We start from the raw sequence: 20,854 nt of genomic DNA, 5'->3' as shown, positions 1-20,854 counted from the left end.
GTCCCCGCCCCGTCCTCACCTCTGTCGGGGTTTGGGGCGCATCACGTCCGTTTGGGGCGCACCGCGTACGCCCTAAACGCACGCGGTGCGCCCCAAACCCGCGAAGCACCGGGTGCGCCCGGGGATCCCGTGCGCCCCGGACGCACGCGGTGCGCCCCAAACCCGGGAAGACCGCGTGCGCCCGGCGGGATCCGGCCGCGACAACCCCGCCGGGTAGGCTGGTCGGGTGAGCATGGACATCGAGCTCGGCCGGGCCAAGCGCGCGCGTCGCGCCTACACGTTCGACGACATCGCGGTGGTGCCCTCGCGGCGCACGCGCAACCCCGAGGACGTCTCGACCACGTGGACGATCGACGCATTCAGCTTCGACATCCCGGTGCTGGGCGCTCCCATGGATTCGGTCGTCAGCCCGCGCACGGCGATCATGCTGGGCCAGCTCGGCGGCCTCGGCGTGCTCGACCTCGAAGGCCTCTGGACGCGCTACGACGACCCCGAGCCGCTGCTGGCCGAGATCGCGGGGCTCGACAAGACCGCCGCGACCCGGCGCATGCAGGAGCTGTACGCCGAGCCGATCAAGCCCGAGCTCGTGCGGGACCGCCTGGCCGAGATCCGCACCGCCGGTGTGACCGTGGCCGGCGCGCTCACGCCGCAGCGCACGCAGGAGCTGTATGAGACCGTCGTCGCCGCCGGCGTCGACCTGTTCGTCATCCGCGGCACGACGGTGTCGGCCGAGCACGTGTCGAGCGTCGATCAGCCGCTCAACCTCAAGAAGTTCATCTACGACCTCGATGTGCCGGTCATCGTCGGCGGCGCGTCCACCTACACCGCCGCGCTGCACCTGATGCGCACCGGTGCCGCCGGCGTGCTGGTCGGCTTCGGCGGGGGAGCGGCGTCGACGACCCGCGCCACCCTGGGTCTGCACGCCCCCATGGCCACGGCGGTCGCCGATGTCGCCGGCGCGCGTCGCGACTACCTCGACGAATCGGGCGGACGCTACGTGCACGTCATCGCGGACGGCGGTGTGGGAACGTCGGGCGACATCGTCAAGGCGATCGCGATGGGTGCGGATGCCGTCATGCTCGGCGTCGCGCTCGCGCGCGCCACGGATGCGCCGGGCCGGGGTTTCCACTGGGGCCCTGAGGCGCACCACGCCAAGCTGCCCCGCGGGCGTCGGGTGAAGGTCGACCAGGTCGCCTCCCTCGAGGAGGTCCTGTACGGGCCGGCTCCGGTCGCCGACGGCACCGCGAACCTCATCGGGGCGCTGCGCAAGTCGATGGCCACGACCGGATACTCCGACCTCAAGGAGTTCCAGCGCGTCGAGGTCGTCGTCGCGCCCTACGCCGCAGGATGAGTGACCCCGACGACGACTCCCGGTCGTTGAGCGAGCGAGGAACAAGCGAGACGAAACGCCTCGGTGGCGCCGACGACCCCGTGCCGGGGCATCCGACGAACGGGCGCGTTTCGTCTGCGGGCGCTGGAGCGTCCTCCGCTCAACGACCGGATGCAGACGAGCCGGTCGAGGACTTCCCGCCGACGCTGCGCGAGGTGATGCTGCGCCCGCGATGGATCGGGATGCTGTTGCTGTGCCTCGTCGTCGCAGCCGTGTTCGCCTGGCTCGGGCAGTGGCAGCTGGGTCGAGCGGTGCAGACGAATCCGCTGCCGCCCGGCGCGACCGAAGAGGTGCAGGAGCTCGCCGACGTCGCAGCGCCGGGCGAGTACCTCCCCGAGCCGCTCGTGGGTCAGCGGGTCGAGACCGCCGGCAGGTGGGTGCCCGAGGACTTCGTCATCGTGCAGTCCCGGTTCAACGACGGCGTCGAGGGCTACTGGGTCACCGGTCAGCTGCGCCTCGAACCGACCCGCACCGAGACCTCCGCCCCGACCTCCGTCGCGGTGGCCCTGGGGTGGGCCGCCACCGAGGACGACGCCCGTGCGGCGATCGAGAAGCTCGAGGCCGAGGCGGCGACGGGCGACACCGTCGAGCTGACGGGACGCCTGATCTCGGACGAGGGACCGGTGCTGCCGCCGCGCGGCGCCGATCCGCAGACGCTGACACGGATGTCGCCGGCCGCCCTGCTGGGGCAATGGCACGACGTCTCGGGGCTGTTCGTGTACCGCCCGTACCTGGCTTCCGAGGACGCCGTCGCCGGCCTCGCCGCGATCTCCTCCCCGGCACCGGCGGACGGGTCGAGCGTGAACTGGCTCAACATCTTCTACGCGCTCGAGTGGGCCGTCTTCGCCGGCTTCGCGTTCTACCTCTGGTACCGCCTGGCGAAGGATGCCTGGGAGAAGGAGCTCGAGGACTTCGAGGACGCCCGTCGCGAGCCGGGCGACGAGCCGGAGCCGTCGGGGTCCTGATCCGACTCGTCCGACGGGTCGGACTTGTTGGACCCAGGCGCGAAACTCCATTCACCTGAATCGTGTTCAGATCAGTGTGAACGGATGATGTCCGCATGCCGTCCGAGAGCAGTCGCCCGCTGCTCCGGAGCAGGTCGCGCGGGGTAACTTCCGCACACGGACTGAACAGTCGGCGAAGTCCCGGAGAACCCGCTGATCCGCCCCGGATCCGTCGACAGACTCTTCCTCGGGCTCGCCGCACTGGCGGGCCCGCGCCACGTGCGCTGACCGAGTCGCACCCGAAGCGGCTCTCTCGAGAGGTGATCCCGCGTGCCCCGAATCGGCCGTCCCGCATTGATCACGGCAGGTTTCCTTGCCGCGACCATCGGTCTGAGCAGCATGGCGGGAGGGGGCGCGGTCGCCGCCGGCGGTGGCCTCGCTCCGCCCGCCGTCGACCCCGTCACCATCCACAAACCCACCGCCGTCCCCGATCGCGTGATCCTCACGCCGACCGTGTCGCCGACGACGAGCCAGTCCGTGACGTGGCGCACGTCCGATGCTGTCACCGCGCCTCAGGTGCAGTGGGCGCTCAGCGGTCCCAGCTTGGTCACCGGCGCACAGACGCTCGCCGCAGCGAGCAGCGTGCAGTTCGACGCCAACCTCGGCTACCCGGTGGCGCATCATTCGGCCACCATCCAGGGCCTGGAGCCCGGCACGGTCTACGTCTATCGCGTCGGAGACGGCGAGACGTGGAGCGAGTGGCTCGAGTTCACCACGGCGACCGATCAGGTCGGCGGCTTCAGCTTCCTCGTGCAGGGCGACGCCCAGAACGACAACAAGGCCTACACGTCGCGCGCTTTCCGCGCCGCGTTCGAGGCGCGCCCCTACGCGCGCGCCGTCGTCCACGCCGGTGATCTCATCGATACCGAGACGAGCGACGCGGAGTGGGGCGAGTGGCACGAGGCCGCCGCGTTCGCGAACCAGTACCTCAATGTGATCGCCTCGACCGGTAACCACGAGTACTACCCCGGCCCCGACCTCTCCCAGTATTGGGGTGCTCAGTTCGAGTACCCCCGCAACGGCCCCGAAGGCCAGGACTCGCTCACCGAGACGGTCTACTACGTCGACTACCAGGGCGTGCGCTTCATCAGCCTCGATTCGACGCAGGGCTTCAACGCCGACTCACGCGCCGCGCAGACGGAGTGGCTCGAGGGCATCCTCGCCGACAACCCCAACGACTGGACGGTGGTGTCGTTCCACCACCCGGTCTTCTCGGTCACGAGCGGTCGCGACAACGCGACGCTGCGCGAGTCGTGGCTCCCGGTCTTCGAGAAGTACGACGTCGACCTCGTCGTGCAGGGCCACGATCATGCGTATGGCCGCGGGAACCTGATTGCGAACGAGCAGAACCTGCCCGAGGGCGTGGATGCCGCGACCAGCCACGCCGGTCCCGTCTATCTCGTGAGCGTCGCCGGGCCGAAGATGTACGTCCCCGACCCCGAGGGGTCCAACAACTGGACGGCGAACGACGCGAATCTGCGTGTCGTCGGCCGCGACATCCAGCTCTTCCAGACGGTCGACGTGACCGAAGACGGGCGCATGCACGTCGAGGCGCGCACCGTCGACGGCGCACTGTTCGACGCCTTCACGATCACGAAGGATGCCGATGGAAAGATCGTGACGGATGCCGAGGCATGGGCGGGCGGACCCGGTTCGACCCGAGAGGGTGTCGAACCGCCGGCGTTGCCGGTGGACCCGGTCGATCCGGTCGACCCGGTCGACCCGGTGGACCCTGTGGACCCGACGGACCCGGTGGACCCGGTGGACCCGACCGATCCCGCAACCGACGAGCCCGTCCTGACCCTCAGTGACACCTCGGTCGCCCCCGGCGGGCAGCTCACCATCGATGCCACGGGCTTCCTCGCCGGGGAACGCGTCGCGATCGAGCTGCACTCGACTCCCGTCACGCTGGCACTGTCCACTGCGACCGACGCCGGTTCCGTGAACGCCACGGTGACCATCCCGCAGGATGCGACGGCGGGTGAGCACTCGATCGTCGTGCGCGGTCTCGAGTCGGGCCGCAGCGCGAGCGTCGACATCATCGTCACCCGTTCCCCCGGTGCCTCCGCCGGCGCTCTGCCGGCCACCGGCGGCGAGCTTCCCGTCGCGCTCATCTCCGTCGGTGCGCTCCTCGCGCTCGGCGGCGGCGTCCTCGTCACCCGAACCCTGCTCCGAAACCGAAAGGCAGCCTGACCGATGGCTCGTCATCGCACACCTCAGCGGCTGATCGCCGGGAGCATCGCTCTCGCCGTGGCCGTGACGGGTGCCGTACTCGTCGCGAGCCCCGCGAACGCGGCATCCGTCCCCGACACCCAGCGGTATGCACCGCGGGGCATCCCCGACCGGATCACCCTCACCCCGGGCGAGGACCCGACGACGCAGCAGGTGATCTCGTGGCGCTCGTCCACGTCGGTCGGGGAGGGCGTCGTCGAGTACCGCTCGCTGACACCCACGCCCTATCCGAGCGGGGTACAGAAGCTGACGTCGCAGGACCGCGTCGAGCAGAAGACCGATCTCGGGTACACCCAGGCGGTGCATACCGCGAAGATCACCGGCCTGCAGCCGGGCGTGGCCTACATGTACCGCGTCGGCGACGGCACGAACTTCAGCGAGTGGCAGGATTTCGAGACCGCGTCCGCGGGCGATGAGCGATTCTCGTTCATCTACCTCGGCGACGTGCAGACCGGCATCCACTCCGATGCGTCCCGCGTCGTGCGCAACGCGTTCCGCGATCGTCCCAACGCCGACCTCGTGCTGCAGATCGGCGATCTGGTCAACGACGCGGAGTCGGATGCCCAATGGGGGCAGCTCGATGACGCTTTCTCGTACACGCTCGGCACGCAGCAGTTCCTGACGACGCCCGGCAACCATGAGTACGAGGGCGGTCTCTCGGAACAGTGGCAGAACCAGTTCACGTATCCCGACAACGGCCCCGAGGGCGAGGGGGACGTCTACGACGAGCTGGACGGATCGGTGTACTACACCGATCACCAGGGCGTGCGCTTCGTGTCGCTCAACAGCAACATCATCGACACCGAGGGCCTCGCCGTGCAGGCGGAGTGGCTCGACACCGTGCTCGCGGACAACCCCGGGGAGTGGGCGGTCGTGTACTTCCACCACCCCGTGTACTCGCTCGACGAGGGACGCAACAATCTCGGCATCCGCCAGTCGTGGGGTCCGATCCTCGAGGAGCACAACGTCGACCTCGTGCTCACCGGGCACGACCACGCGTACGGCCGCGGCAACCTCGATGCGAACGAGCAGAACCTGCCCGCGGGCGCGGACCCCGAACTGAGCCACACCGGCCCGGTGTACGTGTCGTCGAGCGTCGGCTCGAAGTTCTACGAGGCAGGACCGCGGCACTGGAACGAGAACGACGCGCACCTGCGACGCCTCGTGACCGGGATGCAGACCTACCAGGTCGTCGACATCGCCGACGGCACCCTGCGCTTCGAGTCGCGGACGGCCGACGGCGCGTTCCTCGACGGGTTCACGATCACCAAGAAGGATGGCCAGAAGCTCGTCGTCGACGGCGTCGAGCCGCAGGTCATCGATCCCGGCACCCCCTCGCCGTGCCTGGGTTGCGAGGTCCCGCCGGACCCGGTGGATCCCGTAGACCCGGTGGACCCGGTCGGCGACTTCGCGTACGAGCACCTCACGCACCTCGACTCGGTGATGCCGAACAGTGCGGGCGGGGCGCATACTGCGTCTCTGCCGGCGGGGGTTGCCTATGACGAGGGTCGGGATGTGCTGTATCTGGGCGACCAGAACAGCCGGAAGGTGTTCGAGATCGATCCGGACACCGACACCGTGCTGCGGGAGATGACGTTGCCGGAGAACATCCGTGATCTGGGGATCGATGAGCAGAACAAGCTGCTCTACGTGGGTCAGCAGAACCGGAACTGGGTGGTCGTGTCGATCGCGGACGAGGACTTCGGTCAGATCAAGCGCGGACCCTACTCGATCATCGAGTCGCAACGGTCGATCGATGTGGACCCGGTGAACGACTACGTGTATGTCGCGGTTCCGGCTCGCGGTGTCGAGGTGTTCCGGGCGTCGACGGGTGAGTCGTTGGGTGTGATCAACGGCACGGCGGATGCGTACTACGTGGCGGCTGATCCGGCGACGGGGACGATCGTGACGACCAAGTTCCAGAGCGTGGCGGGTACTCCTGATCTGCAGGCGTTCGCGGCGAACGACGGGTTCCGTCTGCTGTGGGAGAAGGAGGTGCGTGCGGGTGCGCGTCAGGTCGACATCGACAGCGAGCGGGGTCTGCTCTACGTGGGTTACACCGGTACGGCGGCGGACAGTGGCGGGTTCTCGGTGCATTCGCTCGCGTCGGGCGCGCTGCTGGTGGACCAGGTCGGGCCGGAGTTCGGCAAGGACGGATACGGCATCGTCGTGGACGAGGCGCACGAACGCGTCTTCGTCGCCAACCGCGACTTCCGCCTCAACCCGCCCGGAGAAGAACTCGCCGCGAAGGCTGTGACGGTCAGCATCCGTACCGACAGCGGCGAGCCGGTGGACCCGGTGGACCCGGTCGACCCGGTGGATCCCACCGATCCGTCGGACGGGCCCTACACCGCGACCGCGCTCACGGCCATCCCGACCGCGACCCCCGAGGGAGCGGACGAGATTCGTCCGGTCGGCTCGGTGGTCGACCCCACCACGGGCCTGATGTACCTCGCCGACGAGATGCGTCCGGCGCGGGTGCACGTCATCGATCCTGAGACCGATGAGGTCGTGCGCACCCTTGCGGCGCCCACGCTCGACCCGGTCGAGGATGGGTTGCGAGACATCGCGTTCGACGCCGCGACGAACGAGCTGACGGTCGCCTTCGGCGACAACTGGGTCGTGATGGATGCCGAGACCGGCGCGAAGGTCAGAGGACCCTTCGCCTTCTCGGGCGGGGTGCGCGGCATGGACGTGGACTCCACCGGTGGGCGGGTGTTCGGTGCCCTGCGCGGCACGGGCTTCGACGTCCGGGATGCCGCGAGCGGTGAGCTCATCCGCACGGTCGAGGGGCCTGCGGACGGCGGCGCCTGGCGCACGCACGGCGTCGCCTATGACGCGGCCAACGATCGCATCTACGTGAGCAACAGCGACGCGACCGGCTCGACCCAGGGCATCCGCGTCTACGACGGAGAGGACTACTCGCTCCTGGACACGCTGAACATCGACGGAGCCGACTTCCGCTCGATCGCCGTCGACCCGGCGGACGACACCCTGGTGGTCGGACACCAGAGCATCACGTTCGACAACTCTGGAGTGTCCGTCTATCGTGCGAGCGATCTCTCCCTGGTGGAGCGTCTCTCGGCGCATGCGTTCGGCAACAAGGTCTACGGCGTCTCGATCGACCCGGACACGCACGCGATGTACGTGTCGGCCCGTGACCGGTACCCGGCGGGGGTGATCAAGATCGCGCGCTCCGACGCCGGCTGACCCACCCCGAGGATCGTCCTCTCTCGCTGCGCGGGGGAGGGCGATCCTCGTCTCCGCCGGCGACGGTGCGCGGGCCGTGCACGCGTCCAGAGCCGGATTCCCGGGCGAAATCCCGCGGGTAGACTGGCATCATGCCCCGCGCCCCGAAGCTCGCTTCCTTTCCGGCGATCCGCGGAGCCCTGAGGTTCTACCAGGTCTGCTCCATCATCACGGGCACGATGCTGCTCCTGCTGGTGGCCGAGATGATCGCCAAATACGCGGTCGGCTACGAACTGTTCCTGGGAGGCTCCGGCGGGTTCCTGTGGTTCGCGCCGGTCGTCGAGACCGCCTCGGGTCTCGAGTCGACGGGCGACGGGTTGAACCTGTCGCTCGGCATCCTCGTCGCCCACGGCTGGTTCTACGTCGTCTACCTGATCTCGTGCTTCCGCGTGTGGAGCCTCATGCGCTGGAACCTCGGGCGCCTGGCAATGCTCGCCGCCGGCGGCATCGTGCCGCTGCTGTCCTTCTTCATGGAGGCGCGCGTCGCGCGCGACGTGAAGACCTACCTGTCCGAGCGCGAGGCCGCTGAGCTGCACTCGCGCGCCGAGCACTCGTCCCTCACTCAAGCGATCCCGACGGAGAACAAGCGTTGACTCAGAGCCTTTCAGAAGCAGGGACCGAGACCTCCCAGCGCCCCGTTCTCGTCGTCGACTTCGGCGCCCAGTATGCGCAGTTGATCGCACGTCGTGTGCGCGAGGCGGGCGTCTACAGCGAGATCGTGCCCCACACCGTGAGCGCGGCCGACATCGCCGCGAAGAACCCGGTCGGCATCATCCTGTCGGGCGGTCCCTCGTCGGTGTACGAAGAGGGTGCACCGGCTCTCGACACGGGCGTCTTCGACCTGGGGCTCCCGACGCTCGGCATCTGCTACGGATTCCAGGTGATGGCGCAGGCGCTGGGCGGCGAGGTCGCCCACACCGGGCTCCGCGAGTACGGGGCGACGGATGCCGCGGTCACGGGCGACGGCGGCGTGCTGCTGGGTGGCCAGCCGATCGAGCAGAACGTGTGGATGAGTCACGGCGACCAGGTCGCCAAGGCGCCGGAGGGCTTCGACGTCCTCGCCTCGACGAGCGCCACCCCGGTGGCCGCGTTCGGCAGCGACGAGCGCCGCCTCTACGGCGTGCAGTGGCACCCCGAGGTGAAGCACTCCGACTACGGGCAGAACGTCATCGAGAACTTCCTGCACAAGGCCGCGGGACTCGCCGCTGACTGGAACAGCGGCAACGTCATCGCCGAGCAGGTCGAGCGCATCCGCGCGCAGATCGGCTCGGGCCGCGTGATCTCGGCCCTCTCGGGCGGCGTGGATTCCGCGGTCTCGACCGCGCTCGTCCACGAGGCCGTCGGCGACCAGCTGACCGCGATCTTCGTCGACCACGGGCTGCTGCGCAAGGGCGAGCGCGAGCAGGTCGAGAACGACTACGTCGCCTCGACCGGCGTGCGCCTCGTCACGATCGACGCGCGCGAGCAGTTCCTGAACGCGCTCGAGGGCGTCAGCGACCCCGAGCAGAAGCGCAAGATCATCGGGCGCGAGTTCATCCGCTCGTTCGAGGCCGCAGAGCGCGAACTCGTCGCCGAGGCCGCGGCCGACGGCGAGCCGATCCGGTTCCTGGTGCAGGGCACGCTCTACCCCGACGTCGTCGAGTCGGGCGGCGGCACCGGTACCGCGAACATCAAGTCGCACCACAACGTCGGCGGCCTCCCCGAGGACCTGCAGTTCGAGCTCGTCGAGCCGCTGCGCACCCTGTTCAAGGACGAGGTGCGCGCCATCGGCCGCGAGCTCGGCCTTCCCGAGGCGATCGTCGCCCGCCAGCCGTTTCCGGGCCCCGGCCTCGGCATCCGGATCGTGGGTGAGGTCACCGCTGACCGTCTCGAGATTCTGCGCGATGCCGACGCCATCGCCCGCGAAGAGCTGACCAAGGCCGGCCTCGACGGCGAGATCTGGCAGTGCCCCGTCGTGCTGCTGGCCGACGTCCGCTCGGTGGGCGTGCAGGGTGACGGCCGCACCTACGGCCACCCGATCGTGCTGCGTCCGGTGTCGTCCGAAGACGCGATGACCGCGGACTGGACGCGTCTGCCCTACGACGTGCTCTCGAAGATCTCGAACCGCATCACCAACGAGGTGCGGGAGATCAACCGTGTCGTCCTCGACGTGACTTCGAAGCCGCCGGGGACCATCGAGTGGGAGTGATCCCGCGGGCGCCTCGGACCTTCGGGTCCGGGGCGTCACTGCTTTCTCCCGGCTGTAGGGGCGCCGGCGTTTCGGAGACGTGCGGGAGGATGGACGGGTGACCCCGCCCCCCGACGACACGCTGCCCGATGCCGACTACGTGCTGGTCGGCAGCCGCGTCGCGCTGGGGCTGGACGGCGGCTTCGCCGTCGCCGTCCCGACCCGCCTGCGGCTGCTGGCATCCGCCGGCGCCCCGGATCCGCTGCAGCTGAGCGTCGACGGGGCGGCGCCCGATGTGCACGCCGCACAGCGGCAGGCGTTCGTCGACGCAGGACTGCTCGACGGCACAGCCTCGGCTCGGAACCTCTTCGATGACGTCGCCGCGGATCCCGCCTGGCTCTTCTCTGTGGGGGAGCCGGCCGGAGAGGGCGCTCGCGGGCCGGGCGTCGAGTACCGAGAGGTGGCCGACGCCACCGGCACGAGCATCCTCTCGCTGCCGGTGTTCCGGGACGACCCGACATGGCATCTCTCGGATGCCGCGATCATCGTGCATGCTCCGGGCGGCGACCGCGTGCTGCGCGGGTTCCGCGGCCTGTACATCGCGTGGCTGACGCACATCGCTGACGAGCGGCGCGCTGCCGCCGGGGACCCCGACCGGATGCTCGTCGTCATCTTCGAGTCGCGTCAGATCGGCGAGGCGCTGACCGGGTGGGACGACCCGCGCGTCCGGCTCGTGCACACCGTCCACAACTCGCACCTGCCGGCGCCCCACGACGACCCCGACGCGCCGGTGACCGGCATGTGGCAGCGGTGGCTCGCGACGCTCGACCGCTATGACGCGGTGCTGTGGCCGACCGCCGCGCAGCGCGACGAGGTGGCGGCGCGCTTCGGCGACCCGGGCACCTTCCACGTCGTCCCGAACACGATCGAGCTCGGCACGGAGCCTCCCGCGGCCGCATCCCGCGACCCGCGCCGGGTCGTGATGCTCAACCGATTGGCGCCGCAGAAGCGCGTCGACCTCGCGATCCGGGCATGGGCGCGGGTCGCCACCGCCGTACCCGACGCGCGGCTGGACATCTACGGCGAGGGCCCGCTGCGGGACGAACTGCAGACGCTCATCGACGGCTTGGGGCTGGCGGCATCCGTCACCCTCCACGGAGCGACCGCCGACCGCGACGCGATCTTCGACCGCGGCGCGCTCTTCGTCACCTCGACCGCGTTCGAGGGGCAGGGGCTGTCGATCGCCGAAGCGCTCGCGCGCGGGCTGCCGGTCGTGTCGTTCGATGCGCGGTACGGCCCGCGCGAAGCGATCGGCGACGCCGGGCTGCTCGTCGCACCCGGCGACGTCGAGGGGTTCGCCGACGCGATCACCGTCCTGCTGCAGGACGATGCCCGTCGTGCCGAGCTGTCGTCGCGGGCACGAGCCGCCGCGGCGGCCTTCACACCCGACGCCGTGCGCCCCGCACTCGCCGGCGCGCTCCGCGCCGCGGTCGAGCGACCCTCGCGGCGCACCCCGGCCGGCTGATCCGCGCTCCGACACGTTCGGCGGTGTCGGGGGCCGGCGGTACCGTCGCTCCATGGCTGTGCGGGTGGTCGCTGCGACGGAGGCGGGATGGGATGCCGTCGACGCCGTCATGCAGGCCGATGCGTCGTCGCGCAACTGCCAGTGCCAGTTCCACATCCTCGAGAATGCGGATGCGCGCCTCACCACGCGCCAGTCGCGGCGAGACCTGCTGCACGAGCAGGTGCGCAGCCTCGATCCGCCGCGTGGTCTGGTCGCGTTCGACGGGGACGCGGCCGTCGGCTGGTGCGGCGTCGAGCCACGCGTGCGCGTGCGGCACGTCCTGGCGAGCCGACTCGTACGCGCTCACAGCCTGTACGCGGCGGACGACCCGGGCGTGTGGGCGATCTACTGCATCCTCGTGCCGCCCGCGCGACGCCGCGGGGGAGTCGGCGCGGCGCTCCTGGCGGCGGCCCTGGCCCACGCTGTGGAGCGCGGAGCGACCGCGCTCGAGGCGTACCCCATCGACACCTCGAGGCGTGGCGGCCAGCTGCCCGCGGGGTTCTCCACCGGCACCGTCGCCATGTTCGACCGGCACGGCTTCGCGGCGGTCGCGGCGCTCCCCTCCGCGCGCACGCTGATGCATCGGCTCGCCTGAGCCCGCGTCCTCGATGGAAGCGGTGCGCAGCCCCACGCCTGAGATCGAGGTGGCGGCGATCCGCCCAGGGCAGAGCCGCCGCGAGCGGAACCGGATGCCGTCACTCGCGCAGCCGCGCAGGCTGGGGTCATGGCAGACGAAGGCAAGATCCCCCAGTTCGGGGCCGAGGCGCGTCGCGAGCTGTTCCACCAGCGCGTGCTCGTGCTCGACGGTCCGCTCGACGATGACAACGGCACCCTGATCGCGACGCAGCTGCTCGCGCTCGCGGCCGAGGACGAGGCATCCGATATCGCCCTCTGGATCCATTCACCGGGCGGCTCGGTCCCCTCGATGCTCGCCATACGCGACGTGATGAACCTGATCCCGAACGATGTCGCGACCCTGGCTCTGGGGCTCGCGTGCAGCGCGGGGCAGTTCCTGCTGTCTGCCGGCGCCCCGGGCAAGCGGCGCGCGCTGCCCCACGCGCGCATCCTCATGCACCAGGGATCCGCCGGCATCGGCGGGTCGGCCGTCGAGGTCGAGGTGCAGGCCGATGACCTGCGGCACATGCGCGACACCGTGCTCGGCCTCATCGCGCAGGACACCGGACAGAGCATCGAGCGGATCTTCGACGACTCGCTGCACGACCGGTGGTACACGGCCGCCGAAGCGCAGGACTACGGGTTCATCGACGGGATCGTCGAGGACTTCGCCCAGGTCGTGCCCCGCCGGCGACGTCCCGCGGGTCTCGGCGTCGGGGCAGAGGCCACGGCGACGAGGGAAGTGGCGGCATGACCTCGTACACGATCCCGAACGTCGTGGCGCAGCATCCGCGCGGCGATCGCATCATGGACGTCTACTCGCAGCTGCTGACCGAGCGCGTCGTCTACCTCGGCACCGGCATCGACGCCGGCGTCGCGAACGCCCTGATCGCACAGCTGCTGCACCTCGACGCCGACAGTCCCGAGCGCGACATCCAGCTCTACATCAACTGCGAGGGAGGTGACCCCGCCGCGATGCTGGCGGTGTACGACACGATGCAGCACGTGCGGCCCGATGTCGCGACCACGGTCGTCGGGCAGGCCATCGGGGTGGGCGCCGTGATGCTGGCGGCCGGCGCGCCGGGCAAGCGCTCGGTGCTGCCGCATGCGCGGGTGGTGCTGCACCAGCCGGCGGGGCAGGGGAGGGGTGCGATCCCCGACCTGATCCTTCAGGCCGACGAGCTCGTGCGCGTGCGCGGCGAGGTCGAGGAGATCCTCGCGCGCCATACCGGACAGGATGCCGCCAAGCTGCGCGTCGACACGGATCGCGACCGTGTCTTCACGGCGACCGATGCCGTCGCCTACGGTCTCGCCGACCAGGTGCTCGAGCGGGTTCCGGGTCGCTGAAGGCGTCCTTCGGCAAGTTCAGGGCCCTTCCGATCCGATCGTTGAGCGAGCGGATCGGGTCGGCGCTTATCCGGTCGTTGAGCGAGCGGAGCGAGACGAAACGCGTCGGCGTCCGCGGGGACCTCCAGCGCGTTTCGTCTCGCTCGTTCCTCGCTCGCTCAACGACCGGGGGGAGGCGGGCGCGCGTTTGGTCTCGCTCGTTCCTCGCTCGCTCAACGACCGGTGTGGGGCGGGGGCGCGTTTCGTCTCGCTCGTTGCTCGCTCGCTCAACGACCGGTGGCCGTCATGGGGAGCCCGGCCAGACCTTGCCCTCCCACGGGTCGTAGTCGGCGATCAGGTCCTCCTGCGGCGGGCGCTCGGCCTCGGGCACGTGCTGCAGGGTCACGCGCACGCGGTACCAGAGCGAGCTCGAGCCGCGCATCCCGTCGATGAGCACGTCGGCGGGATGCAGCTGCGCGGCCACCGCCGGGTACCGCGCGGTCCACTCGTCGAGCGCGGCGATCGACTCGGACTTCGCCTTCGTGCGGGCGATCTCGATGAGCGGCATCGTGGACTGGCGGCGACCCGATCCGTCACCGGCGCGCGGGGGCTTCTCGCCAGGACCGAGCTCGTCGGCGAGGCGCAGCAGTCCGTCGAGGGTGCCGACGGCGTCGTCGATGCCGGCGTGCGGGTCGCCGACGTCGGCGAATCGCTGCGGCACGGTGAGCACCGTGAACTCGTCGGGGCGGCGCTCGCGCACCTCGTCCCAGTCGAGCGGCGTCGACACCCGCGCGTCTGGCAGCGGACGGATCGAGTAGGCGGACGCCACCGTGCGGTCCTTGGCGTTCTGGTTGAAGTCGACGAACACGCTCTCGCCGCGCTCCTCCTTCCACCAGCGTGCGGTCGCGAGGCCCGGCGCCCGGTTCTCGACCTCACGTGCGAGCGTCTCGGCCGCGGTGCGCACCTGCTTGTAGTCCCACTGCGGTGCGATGCGCACCAGGATGTGCATGCCGCGGGATCCGCTCGTCTTCGGCCAGCCGACGAGCCCCGCATCGTCGAGCACCTCGCGGGCGACGAAGGCGACGTCGACGATCTGCGACCAGTCCACGCCCGGCATCGTGTCGAGGTCGATGCGCAGCTCGTCGGGGTGGTCGAGATCCTCGGCACGGACGGGGTGCGGGTTGAGGTCGAGACACCCGAGGTTGATCACCCACGCCAGGCCGGCGGCATCCCGGATCACGGCCTCTTCAGCGGAGGTGCCCCGGGCGTACTGGAGGGTCGCGGTGTCGATGAAGCCGGGGTGGTTCTCGGGGACGCGCTTCTGGAAGAACGGCTCGGCGTCGATCCCCTTGGGGAAGCGCTTGAGAACCATCGGCCGGCCGCCCGCTCCGCGGAGCGCGCCGTCTGCCACGGCGAGGTAGTACCGGACGATGTCGAGCTTGGTGATCCCCTGCGCGGGGAAGACGATCTTGGCCGGACTCGAGATGCGCACCTCGTGCCCCTCGATGTCGAGGATCTCGGCTTCGGACTTCGCGGGCGTCACCCGGCCAGGCTAGCGACGCCCCGGGACATCGGCCAGGGGCGAGAGGGACGACTCAGGCGGCGAGGGCGTAGGCGGTGCGGCATCCGACCACCGCACGCTCGGCGGCACGCGACCGGAGGTCGTCGACGACACCGGCCGTCAGCTCGATCAGCGTCAGCTCGAGGGCACCGGCGACAGCCGCGATCATCTCGCTCGACGGCTCCTTGAGACCGCGCTCGATCTCGGAGAGGTACTGCGGAGACACCCCGGCGCGCTGGGCGGTGTCGGCGAGGCGTTCGCCGCGCTCATGCCGGAGCCGCCGAAGGCGGTCGCCCAGCGCGTCGCGCCAGAGCGGCTCGGGCTCACGAGAGGGATGCGTCTTCGTCGGCAGCGGGATGATCTCGGCCATGCGCTCACGATAGGACGCGGGCGCCGAGTGCTCGACGGTGTTCCGCTCAGAGCAGAACGTGCGAGCGCCCTCGACGGGGCCCCGGCGGGCTCGACGCGTCGCGGGCCTGGCGGCGCTGCGCGATGCGCTGTTTCGTGAGCGTCTGACGGGTGTCACTGTGCGGTCTGCTCAACCTGGGAGATTCCTGTTGACCTTTTGAGAATTCGCACATAGCGTGCCGCCGTAACGTGATTCCCCACTCACGCAGAAAGCAGGCTCCCCTTTGAACCGACGCTCTCTGGCGGTCGTCGGCGCGCTCGCGCTCGCGATCACCACCCCCACCGCAGCGATGGCTGCCACGCCCGACGACGACCCGTCGTCGAGATTCGAGAAGTCAGACACGAAGGGCGCGGTCGGAACGACCGTCCGCCCGATGAGCGTGGGCGCCGACGGGCGCGTCACCGTCATCGTCGAGATGGCCGGCGACCCGGTCGCCGTCGCGCAGGCGAAGAAGGGCAGCGATCTCTCCGCCGCCGAGCGGAAGGCGATCAGGAACACGCTCGAGTCCGCACAGGACGCGGTCGTCGGATCCATCGAGAGCAAGGACGGCGACGTCGCGGCGACGATGCAGTCCGCCTACAACGGCATCCAGGCGACCCTTCCCGCCGATCAGGTCGACGCTGTGGCAGCCCTGCCCAACGTCGTCGCCGTGCACGCCGTGAAGACCTACACGCTCGACAACGCCGTGTCGGTGCCCTTCCTCGGCGTGCCGCAAGTGTGGCAGGACACGGGCTACACCGGCGAGAACATCAAGGTCGCCGTGATCGACACAGGCGTCGACTACACCCACGCCAACTTCGGCGGCGTCGGAACGCCCGAGGCCTATGCGGCGGCCAACGCCGCCGAGGCGCAGCCCGCCGACCCGGCGCAGTTCGGCCCGGACGCACCGCGCGTCAAGGGCGGCTACGACTTCGTCGGCGACTCGTACAACGCCGACCCCGCGTCTCCGGACTACCAGCCCGTTCCGATGCCCGACGCCAACCCCCTCGACTGCAACGGCCACGGCAGCCACGTCGCCGGCACCGCGGCCGGCAGTGGTGTCACGGCCGATGGCGAGACGTACACCGGTCCCTACGACGCCTCGACGGCGTCGGCCGAGTGGGCGATCGGCCCGGGCGTCGCGCCGCAGGCAGACGTCTACGCGCTCCGCGTCTTCGGCTGCGGCGGATCGACCGACGTGGTCGTCCCCGCCATCGACTGGGCGGTCGAGAACGGCATGGACGTCATCAACATGTCGCTCGGCTCACCGTTCGGTCGCGGCGACGACCCCGACGAGGTCGCCGTCAGCAACGCGACCGGTGCGGGCGTGGTCGTCGTGAAGTCGGCCGGCAACGAGGGCCCGAGCCCGTACCTGGCCGGCAACGGCGACGGTGCCATCTCCGTCGCGGCAGTCGACAGCACGGAGTCCTTCCCCGGTGCCGAGATCACTGTGGACGGTGTCGCGATCCCCGCGATCAACGCCAACGGCGCGGTCCTGACCGGCCTGCCGGGCATGACCGTGGTCCGTCTGACCGACGACCCGGCAACCGCCGACGAGAACGAGGAGCTGGGCTGCTCGGTCGAGGCGTATCAGCACGCCGGCGTGACCGTGGGCGGCAACCAGCTCGCGGTCTCGGAGCGCGGCGTCTGTGCCCGCGTGGCCAAGGCGATCTTCGCCCAGCAGGCCGGCGCCGCGGCAGCGGTGATGATCAACTCGACCGACGACTACCCGCCGTTCGAGGGGCAGATCACCTCCAACCCCGACACGGGCGAGGAGTACGTCGTGACCATCCCGTTCCTCGGCGTCCGGCTGTCGGACGGCCCGAAGCTCGTCGACGGCGAGCCCGCGACTGTGACCGCTGCAGACCTCGCCAACCCCGGCTTCCGCGGGTACGCGTCGTTCAGCTCGAGCGGTCCGCGCAGCGGCGACAGCGCCCTCGGCGTCGACGTCGCGGCTCCGGGCGTCTCGATCGTGTCCGCGGGCGTCGGGACCGGCAGCGGTTCCGCGACGATCTCGGGGACGTCGATGGCGGCTCCGCACGTGGCAGGCGTCGCGGCGCTCGCCGTGGAGGCGCACCCGACCTGGAAGGCCAGCGAGGTCGCTTCGGTGCTCGTCTCGACGGCGGACCCCGAGAAGGTCGCCGGTCAGAATCTCGTCCGCGGCGGCGTCGGCCTGGTCGATCCCGCCCAGGCGGTGGGCCAGCAGGTCACGGCCACCGGCGACGCGTTCAAGACGGAGGACGGGCGCCTGCGCGAGGCTGCGCTGAGCTTCGGCTTCGTGGAGAGCTCCCGCGACTTCCGCGACAAGAAGTCGGTCACGCTGACGAACTACGGCACCGAGGCGGTGACGTACGACGTCGGCGTCGAGGCATCCGCGCAGTCGGAGGCGGCGACGGTGAGCGTCAGCCCCAGCACGGTGACCGTTCCGGCGGGTCGCACCGCCAAGGTGACCGTCACCCTGACCGCTCCGGCGACGGCAGCGGGCAGCTCGACGGCCGGCGGCTTCGCGTTCTACGAGTTCTCGGGCGACGTGGTGTTCTCGTCGTCGGCGGATACGCTGCGGGTCCCGTACCTGCTCGTGCCTCGTGCGACGAGCGACGTCTCGGCCTCGGGAGACCTCAAGGTCACCAAGAGGGGCGAGCCGGTCGACGGCCAGGTGCAGGTCTCGCTCAAGAACCGGGCCGGTGCCATGGCTGCCGACGCCGACTTCTACACGTGGGGCCTGGAGGACAAGAAGGACGCGCCGAAGTCGTTCACCGACACCGGCTACGACCTCCGCGCCGCCGGCGTGCAGTCGTTCGACATCGGCGGCGACCAGCTGCTGGTGTTCGCGGTCAGCACGCACAACCGGTGGTCGAACGCGGCGGCGAACGAGTTCGACGTCGTCATCGACACGAACCGCGACGGCGAGCCGGAGTGGATCGTGTTCTCGGCCGACGGCGGGCTGGTCGAAGCCGGCAGCGCGAACGGCATCTCGCAGGTGTTCGCGTACGAGATCGAGACCGAGGAGACCTACGCCACAGGCTTCCTGGCCGCTGCGCCGACCGACAGCAGCACCATCCTGCTGCCGGTGGTCGCGAGCGATCTCGGCGTCACGGCCGGAGCGTTCGACTACACCGCGCAGAGCTTCTCGTCGGTGAACGACGGGTCGGACGCCATCGACGCCACGGCGACCTACAACCCGTGGGCGCCGGCTCTCACCAACGGGCAGTTCGTGCCGGTGCCGGTCGGCGGCACCGTTCCGGTGCCCGTCGACGTGAACGCGGCGGCCTTCGCCGAGCAGAACCCGCTGGGCGTCATGGTCGTCGCGACCGACAACGCGGCCGGCAAGGACGAGGCGATCCTGGTCAAGGCCAAGTAGCCCGCGTCGCACGGATCAGAGGTGGCGTCCCGTCGAAAGGCGGGGCGCCATCTCGTGCATGCAGACGGGACGGATGCCGGCGGCCGGTGCCGCGGCATCCATCGGCGCAGTGCCCAGGGCGAGGCGGCCGGCCGTCACCGCGTGCAGAGCTTCGGGGTCATCGAGGCGGCCGCGCGTCACCGCGTGCAGAACCTCGGGGTGATCGAGGTGCCGAAGCGGCCCACGGCGAGGCGCCCCCCGATCGAGGCGCCCCGGCCGTCACCGCGTGCAGAGCCTGGGGGTGTCCGAGGTGCCGAAGCGGTAGTCGTACGTCGTGGCGTCGACGGAGACGACGACGCGCATGCCGTCGACCAGGGCCTGCGTGTACGAGACGCCGGGCGACGGGCATCCGAGGGCGCCGTTGTTCCAGGTGACCGCATGCGCGGAGACGAGCTCGGGAGTGCCCGAGACGCCGCGGTCGGCGAGATCGGCGATGATCGCATCCCACCGGGCGGGCGGGACGATGGCCGGTTCGCCGGTGGGCTCGATCGGGCCGCGCGGCGTCGTCGCGAAGGGCGGACGGGTGTGCGCCGAGGGCGTGGGCTCGGACGGCGTGGGCTCGGTCATCGGTCCTCCTGCGCAGCCGGTGAGGCACAGCAGCACGGCGATGCCGAGAACCGCAGAACGCCGGGCCATGACATGTCACTCCTCGAGTCGGCTTCAGCCTAGGCGCGGTCTGCGGAGGCGGATAGCGGCTCGACGGGATGCACGGCAGGCTCCCGGCTGCCGTGGTCATGGCGTGAGAAACGCCGAACGGCCGCCCGGAAACCCGGGCGGCCGTTCGTGAGCGTTGTGCGTCAGTTGCTGCTGCGCACGATCGCGATGATGCGGAGGATCTCGACGTACAGCCACACGACGGTGACCATGATGCCGAAGCCGCCGAGCCATCCGTACTGACGGGGAGCGCCGTTGCGCACGCCCTGCTGGATGTTGTCGAAGTCCAGCACGAGCGAGTACGCCGCCATGATCACGACGAAGACGCCGATGATGACACCCCACGGGATGCCGAACGGGCCCTCCTGGCTCAGCAGACCGAACGCGCCGCCGGCGATGGGCGCGTTGAACAGCATGAGTCCGATGTTGATGAGCGAGAACACGAGGTAGCCGACCATCGCGATGAGGAAGATCTTCGTCGCGCGCTTCGACGCGCGGATCTTGCCGCTGGCGAAGAGGGCGAGCGTGACGCCGACGACCGAGAGCGTCGCGAGGGTCGCCTGGAGCACGATGCCCTCGAACATCATCTCGAAGAAGGCAGAGATGCCACCCACGAAGAGACCCTCGAACGCGGCGTAGCCGAAGATCAACGCGGGGCGGATCTTCTTGCGCGACGTGAAGATGACGACGAGCGAGAGGACGAAGCCGCCGAGGGCGCCGATCGCCCACGGGGCGATCGAGGGGTTCGGGTTGGCCGGGGTGACGCCCGCCATGGTCCACATCCAGCCGGCGACCGCGCCGACGATGAGGACGGCGAACAGTCCGAGCGTCTTCCAGACGGTGTCCTCGACGGTCATGCGGCCCGTCTCGACGGAGCCGGCCGGCGGAGCGGCGTACATGCCCTCGAGGTGGGCCTGGGAAGCGGCATCCGTTCCTGCGCGCTGCGCCGTCGCGAACTGCGTCTGTGATCCCAGGTTCGCCGCCTGCGAACCGCCGGGGTAGGTCTGCACGGCCTTCGGGTCCTGGAAGGCCGGGCTGTTGAACGCGGGGTTGTTGAGGGCCACTGCTCTCTCACACTCCAATGTCAAGGGAATCCCAGCACGATGCTGTTGATCAACACTATCCGACAGGGCGCGAGGTGGCACGGGATCGCGCTGTGAGCTGGCTTTGAGCGGGGCTCCCGCCGAGGGGTCTGCCGAGGGGGTTTGCCGAGACCCCAGCCGCCGGACGAGACCCCGGGTGAACCCCACGGTCTCGTCCACCCGGTGGGGTCTCGCCGAGGGGGGCGGGTCGCCGTCTCGCCG

Annotated in this window: 16 protein-coding genes; 11 read left to right on the top strand and 5 right to left on the bottom strand. The window is 70.2% G+C overall.

The window, feature by feature from the left end; translation table 11 throughout:
* The first annotated feature begins 232 nt into the window (after positions 1 to 232).
* From ACI3KX_RS19085 to ACI3KX_RS19040, 10 genes are all read left to right on the top strand, one after another.
* Positions 233 to 1,351 carry a GuaB3 family IMP dehydrogenase-related protein gene (locus ACI3KX_RS19085; protein WP_404910727.1) on the top strand — a complete coding sequence of 373 codons (1,119 nt, stop codon included), beginning with the start codon at positions 233 to 235 and terminating at the stop codon, positions 1,349 to 1,351.
* Between the two features lie 197 nt (positions 1,352 to 1,548).
* Complete coding sequence (locus ACI3KX_RS19080; protein ID WP_404910726.1) at positions 1,549 to 2,355, top strand: SURF1 family protein; 807 nt, start codon at positions 1,549 to 1,551, stop codon at positions 2,353 to 2,355.
* A gap of 309 nt (positions 2,356 to 2,664) precedes the next feature.
* Positions 2,665 to 4,587 (top strand): fibronectin type III domain-containing protein, encoded by a 1,923-nt coding sequence (locus ACI3KX_RS19075; protein WP_404910725.1) that lies wholly within the window; start codon positions 2,665 to 2,667, stop codon positions 4,585 to 4,587.
* A gap of 3 nt (positions 4,588 to 4,590) precedes the next feature.
* Positions 4,591 to 7,836, top strand: coding sequence for a metallophosphoesterase (locus ACI3KX_RS19070; protein ID WP_363358212.1), 3,246 nt, complete (start codon positions 4,591 to 4,593; stop codon positions 7,834 to 7,836).
* 131 nt (positions 7,837 to 7,967) lie between these two features.
* Positions 7,968 to 8,468, top strand: a complete 501-nt coding sequence (locus ACI3KX_RS19065) for a DUF3817 domain-containing protein (protein WP_404910724.1) — start codon at positions 7,968 to 7,970, stop codon at positions 8,466 to 8,468.
* Positions 8,465 to 10,063 carry a glutamine-hydrolyzing GMP synthase gene (gene guaA / locus ACI3KX_RS19060; RefSeq protein ID WP_404910723.1) on the top strand — a complete coding sequence of 533 codons (1,599 nt, stop codon included), beginning with the start codon at positions 8,465 to 8,467 and terminating at the stop codon, positions 10,061 to 10,063. Before ACI3KX_RS19065 ends, guaA begins: the two co-directional genes overlap by 4 nt.
* 97 nt (positions 10,064 to 10,160) lie before the next feature.
* Entirely contained in the window at positions 10,161 to 11,567 is a 1,407-nt protein-coding gene (locus ACI3KX_RS19055) for a glycosyltransferase (RefSeq protein WP_404910722.1), read from the top strand.
* Between the two features lie 52 nt (positions 11,568 to 11,619).
* The gene (locus ACI3KX_RS19050; protein WP_404910721.1) at positions 11,620 to 12,201 is read left to right on the top strand and encodes a GNAT family N-acetyltransferase; all 582 of its coding nucleotides are present in this window, start codon (positions 11,620 to 11,622) and stop codon (positions 12,199 to 12,201) included.
* A gap of 129 nt (positions 12,202 to 12,330) precedes the next feature.
* On the top strand, positions 12,331 to 12,975 hold the full coding sequence (locus tag ACI3KX_RS19045) for a ClpP family protease (protein WP_404910720.1): 645 nt from the start codon (positions 12,331 to 12,333) through the stop codon (positions 12,973 to 12,975).
* Positions 12,972 to 13,568 carry a ClpP family protease gene (locus tag ACI3KX_RS19040; RefSeq protein ID WP_404910719.1) on the top strand — a complete coding sequence of 199 codons (597 nt, stop codon included), beginning with the start codon at positions 12,972 to 12,974 and terminating at the stop codon, positions 13,566 to 13,568. Before ACI3KX_RS19045 ends, ACI3KX_RS19040 begins: the two co-directional genes overlap by 4 nt.
* A gap of 283 nt (positions 13,569 to 13,851) precedes the next feature.
* Here the strand turns inward: ACI3KX_RS19040 and ligD are convergent, their stop codons facing one another.
* Both ligD and ACI3KX_RS19030 read right to left on the bottom strand, forming a co-directional pair.
* Entirely contained in the window at positions 13,852 to 15,090 is a 1,239-nt protein-coding gene (gene ligD / locus ACI3KX_RS19035; RefSeq protein ID WP_404910718.1) for a non-homologous end-joining DNA ligase, read from the bottom strand.
* A 52-nt stretch (positions 15,091 to 15,142) separates the two neighbouring features.
* Positions 15,143 to 15,478: a helix-turn-helix domain-containing protein gene (locus ACI3KX_RS19030; protein WP_404910717.1), complete on the bottom strand. Its 336-nt coding sequence runs from the start codon at positions 15,476 to 15,478 to the stop codon at positions 15,143 to 15,145.
* Positions 15,479 to 15,740: 262 nt separating this feature from the next.
* Between ACI3KX_RS19030 and ACI3KX_RS19025 the strand changes: the two genes are divergently transcribed.
* Positions 15,741 to 18,857 carry a S8 family peptidase gene (locus ACI3KX_RS19025; RefSeq protein WP_404910716.1) on the top strand — a complete coding sequence of 1,039 codons (3,117 nt, stop codon included), beginning with the start codon at positions 15,741 to 15,743 and terminating at the stop codon, positions 18,855 to 18,857.
* Between the two features lie 15 nt (positions 18,858 to 18,872).
* Here ACI3KX_RS19025 and ACI3KX_RS19020 read toward each other — a convergent pair whose 3' ends face one another.
* The 3 genes from ACI3KX_RS19020 to ACI3KX_RS19010 form a co-directional block, all read right to left on the bottom strand.
* Positions 18,873 to 19,037, bottom strand: coding sequence for a hypothetical protein (locus ACI3KX_RS19020; protein ID WP_404910715.1), 165 nt, complete (start codon positions 19,035 to 19,037; stop codon positions 18,873 to 18,875).
* 78 nt (positions 19,038 to 19,115) lie between these two features.
* The gene (locus ACI3KX_RS19015; protein ID WP_363358202.1) at positions 19,116 to 19,532 is read right to left on the bottom strand and encodes a hypothetical protein; all 417 of its coding nucleotides are present in this window, start codon (positions 19,530 to 19,532) and stop codon (positions 19,116 to 19,118) included.
* Positions 19,533 to 19,693: 161 nt separating this feature from the next.
* On the bottom strand, positions 19,694 to 20,614 hold the full coding sequence (locus ACI3KX_RS19010) for a Bax inhibitor-1/YccA family protein (RefSeq protein WP_349426496.1): 921 nt from the start codon (positions 20,612 to 20,614) through the stop codon (positions 19,694 to 19,696).
* Between the last annotated feature and the right edge of the window lie 240 nt (positions 20,615 to 20,854).

It is taken from the genome of Microbacterium sp. ZW CA_36, from assembly GCF_044987475.1.
Taxonomy (GTDB): domain Bacteria; phylum Actinomycetota; class Actinomycetes; order Actinomycetales; family Microbacteriaceae; genus Microbacterium.
Note: the sequence above shows the minus strand (reverse complement) of the source record. Positions and strands in the feature narration are given on the sequence as shown.

What these genes read in the sequence shown, in the direction of transcription:
- ACI3KX_RS19085 (WP_404910727.1), top strand. Translation starts at nt 233, where the DNA reads ATGGACATCGAGCTCGGCCGGGCCAAGCGCGCGCGTCGCGCCTACACG.
- ACI3KX_RS19080 (WP_404910726.1), top strand. Translation starts at nt 1,549, where the DNA reads ATGCTGCGCCCGCGATGGATCGGGATGCTGTTGCTGTGCCTCGTCGTC.
- ACI3KX_RS19070 (WP_363358212.1), top strand. Translation starts at nt 4,591, where the DNA reads ATGGCTCGTCATCGCACACCTCAGCGGCTGATCGCCGGGAGCATCGCT.
- ACI3KX_RS19065 (WP_404910724.1), top strand. Translation starts at nt 7,968, where the DNA reads ATGCCCCGCGCCCCGAAGCTCGCTTCCTTTCCGGCGATCCGCGGAGCC.
- ACI3KX_RS19050 (WP_404910721.1), top strand. Translation starts at nt 11,620, where the DNA reads ATGGCTGTGCGGGTGGTCGCTGCGACGGAGGCGGGATGGGATGCCGTC.
- ACI3KX_RS19045 (WP_404910720.1), top strand. Translation starts at nt 12,331, where the DNA reads ATGGCAGACGAAGGCAAGATCCCCCAGTTCGGGGCCGAGGCGCGTCGC.
- ACI3KX_RS19040 (WP_404910719.1), top strand. Translation starts at nt 12,972, where the DNA reads ATGACCTCGTACACGATCCCGAACGTCGTGGCGCAGCATCCGCGCGGC.
- ACI3KX_RS19030 (WP_404910717.1), bottom strand. Translation starts at nt 15,478, where the DNA reads ATGGCCGAGATCATCCCGCTGCCGACGAAGACGCATCCCTCTCGTGAG.
- ACI3KX_RS19015 (WP_363358202.1), bottom strand. Translation starts at nt 19,532, where the DNA reads ATGGCCCGGCGTTCTGCGGTTCTCGGCATCGCCGTGCTGCTGTGCCTC.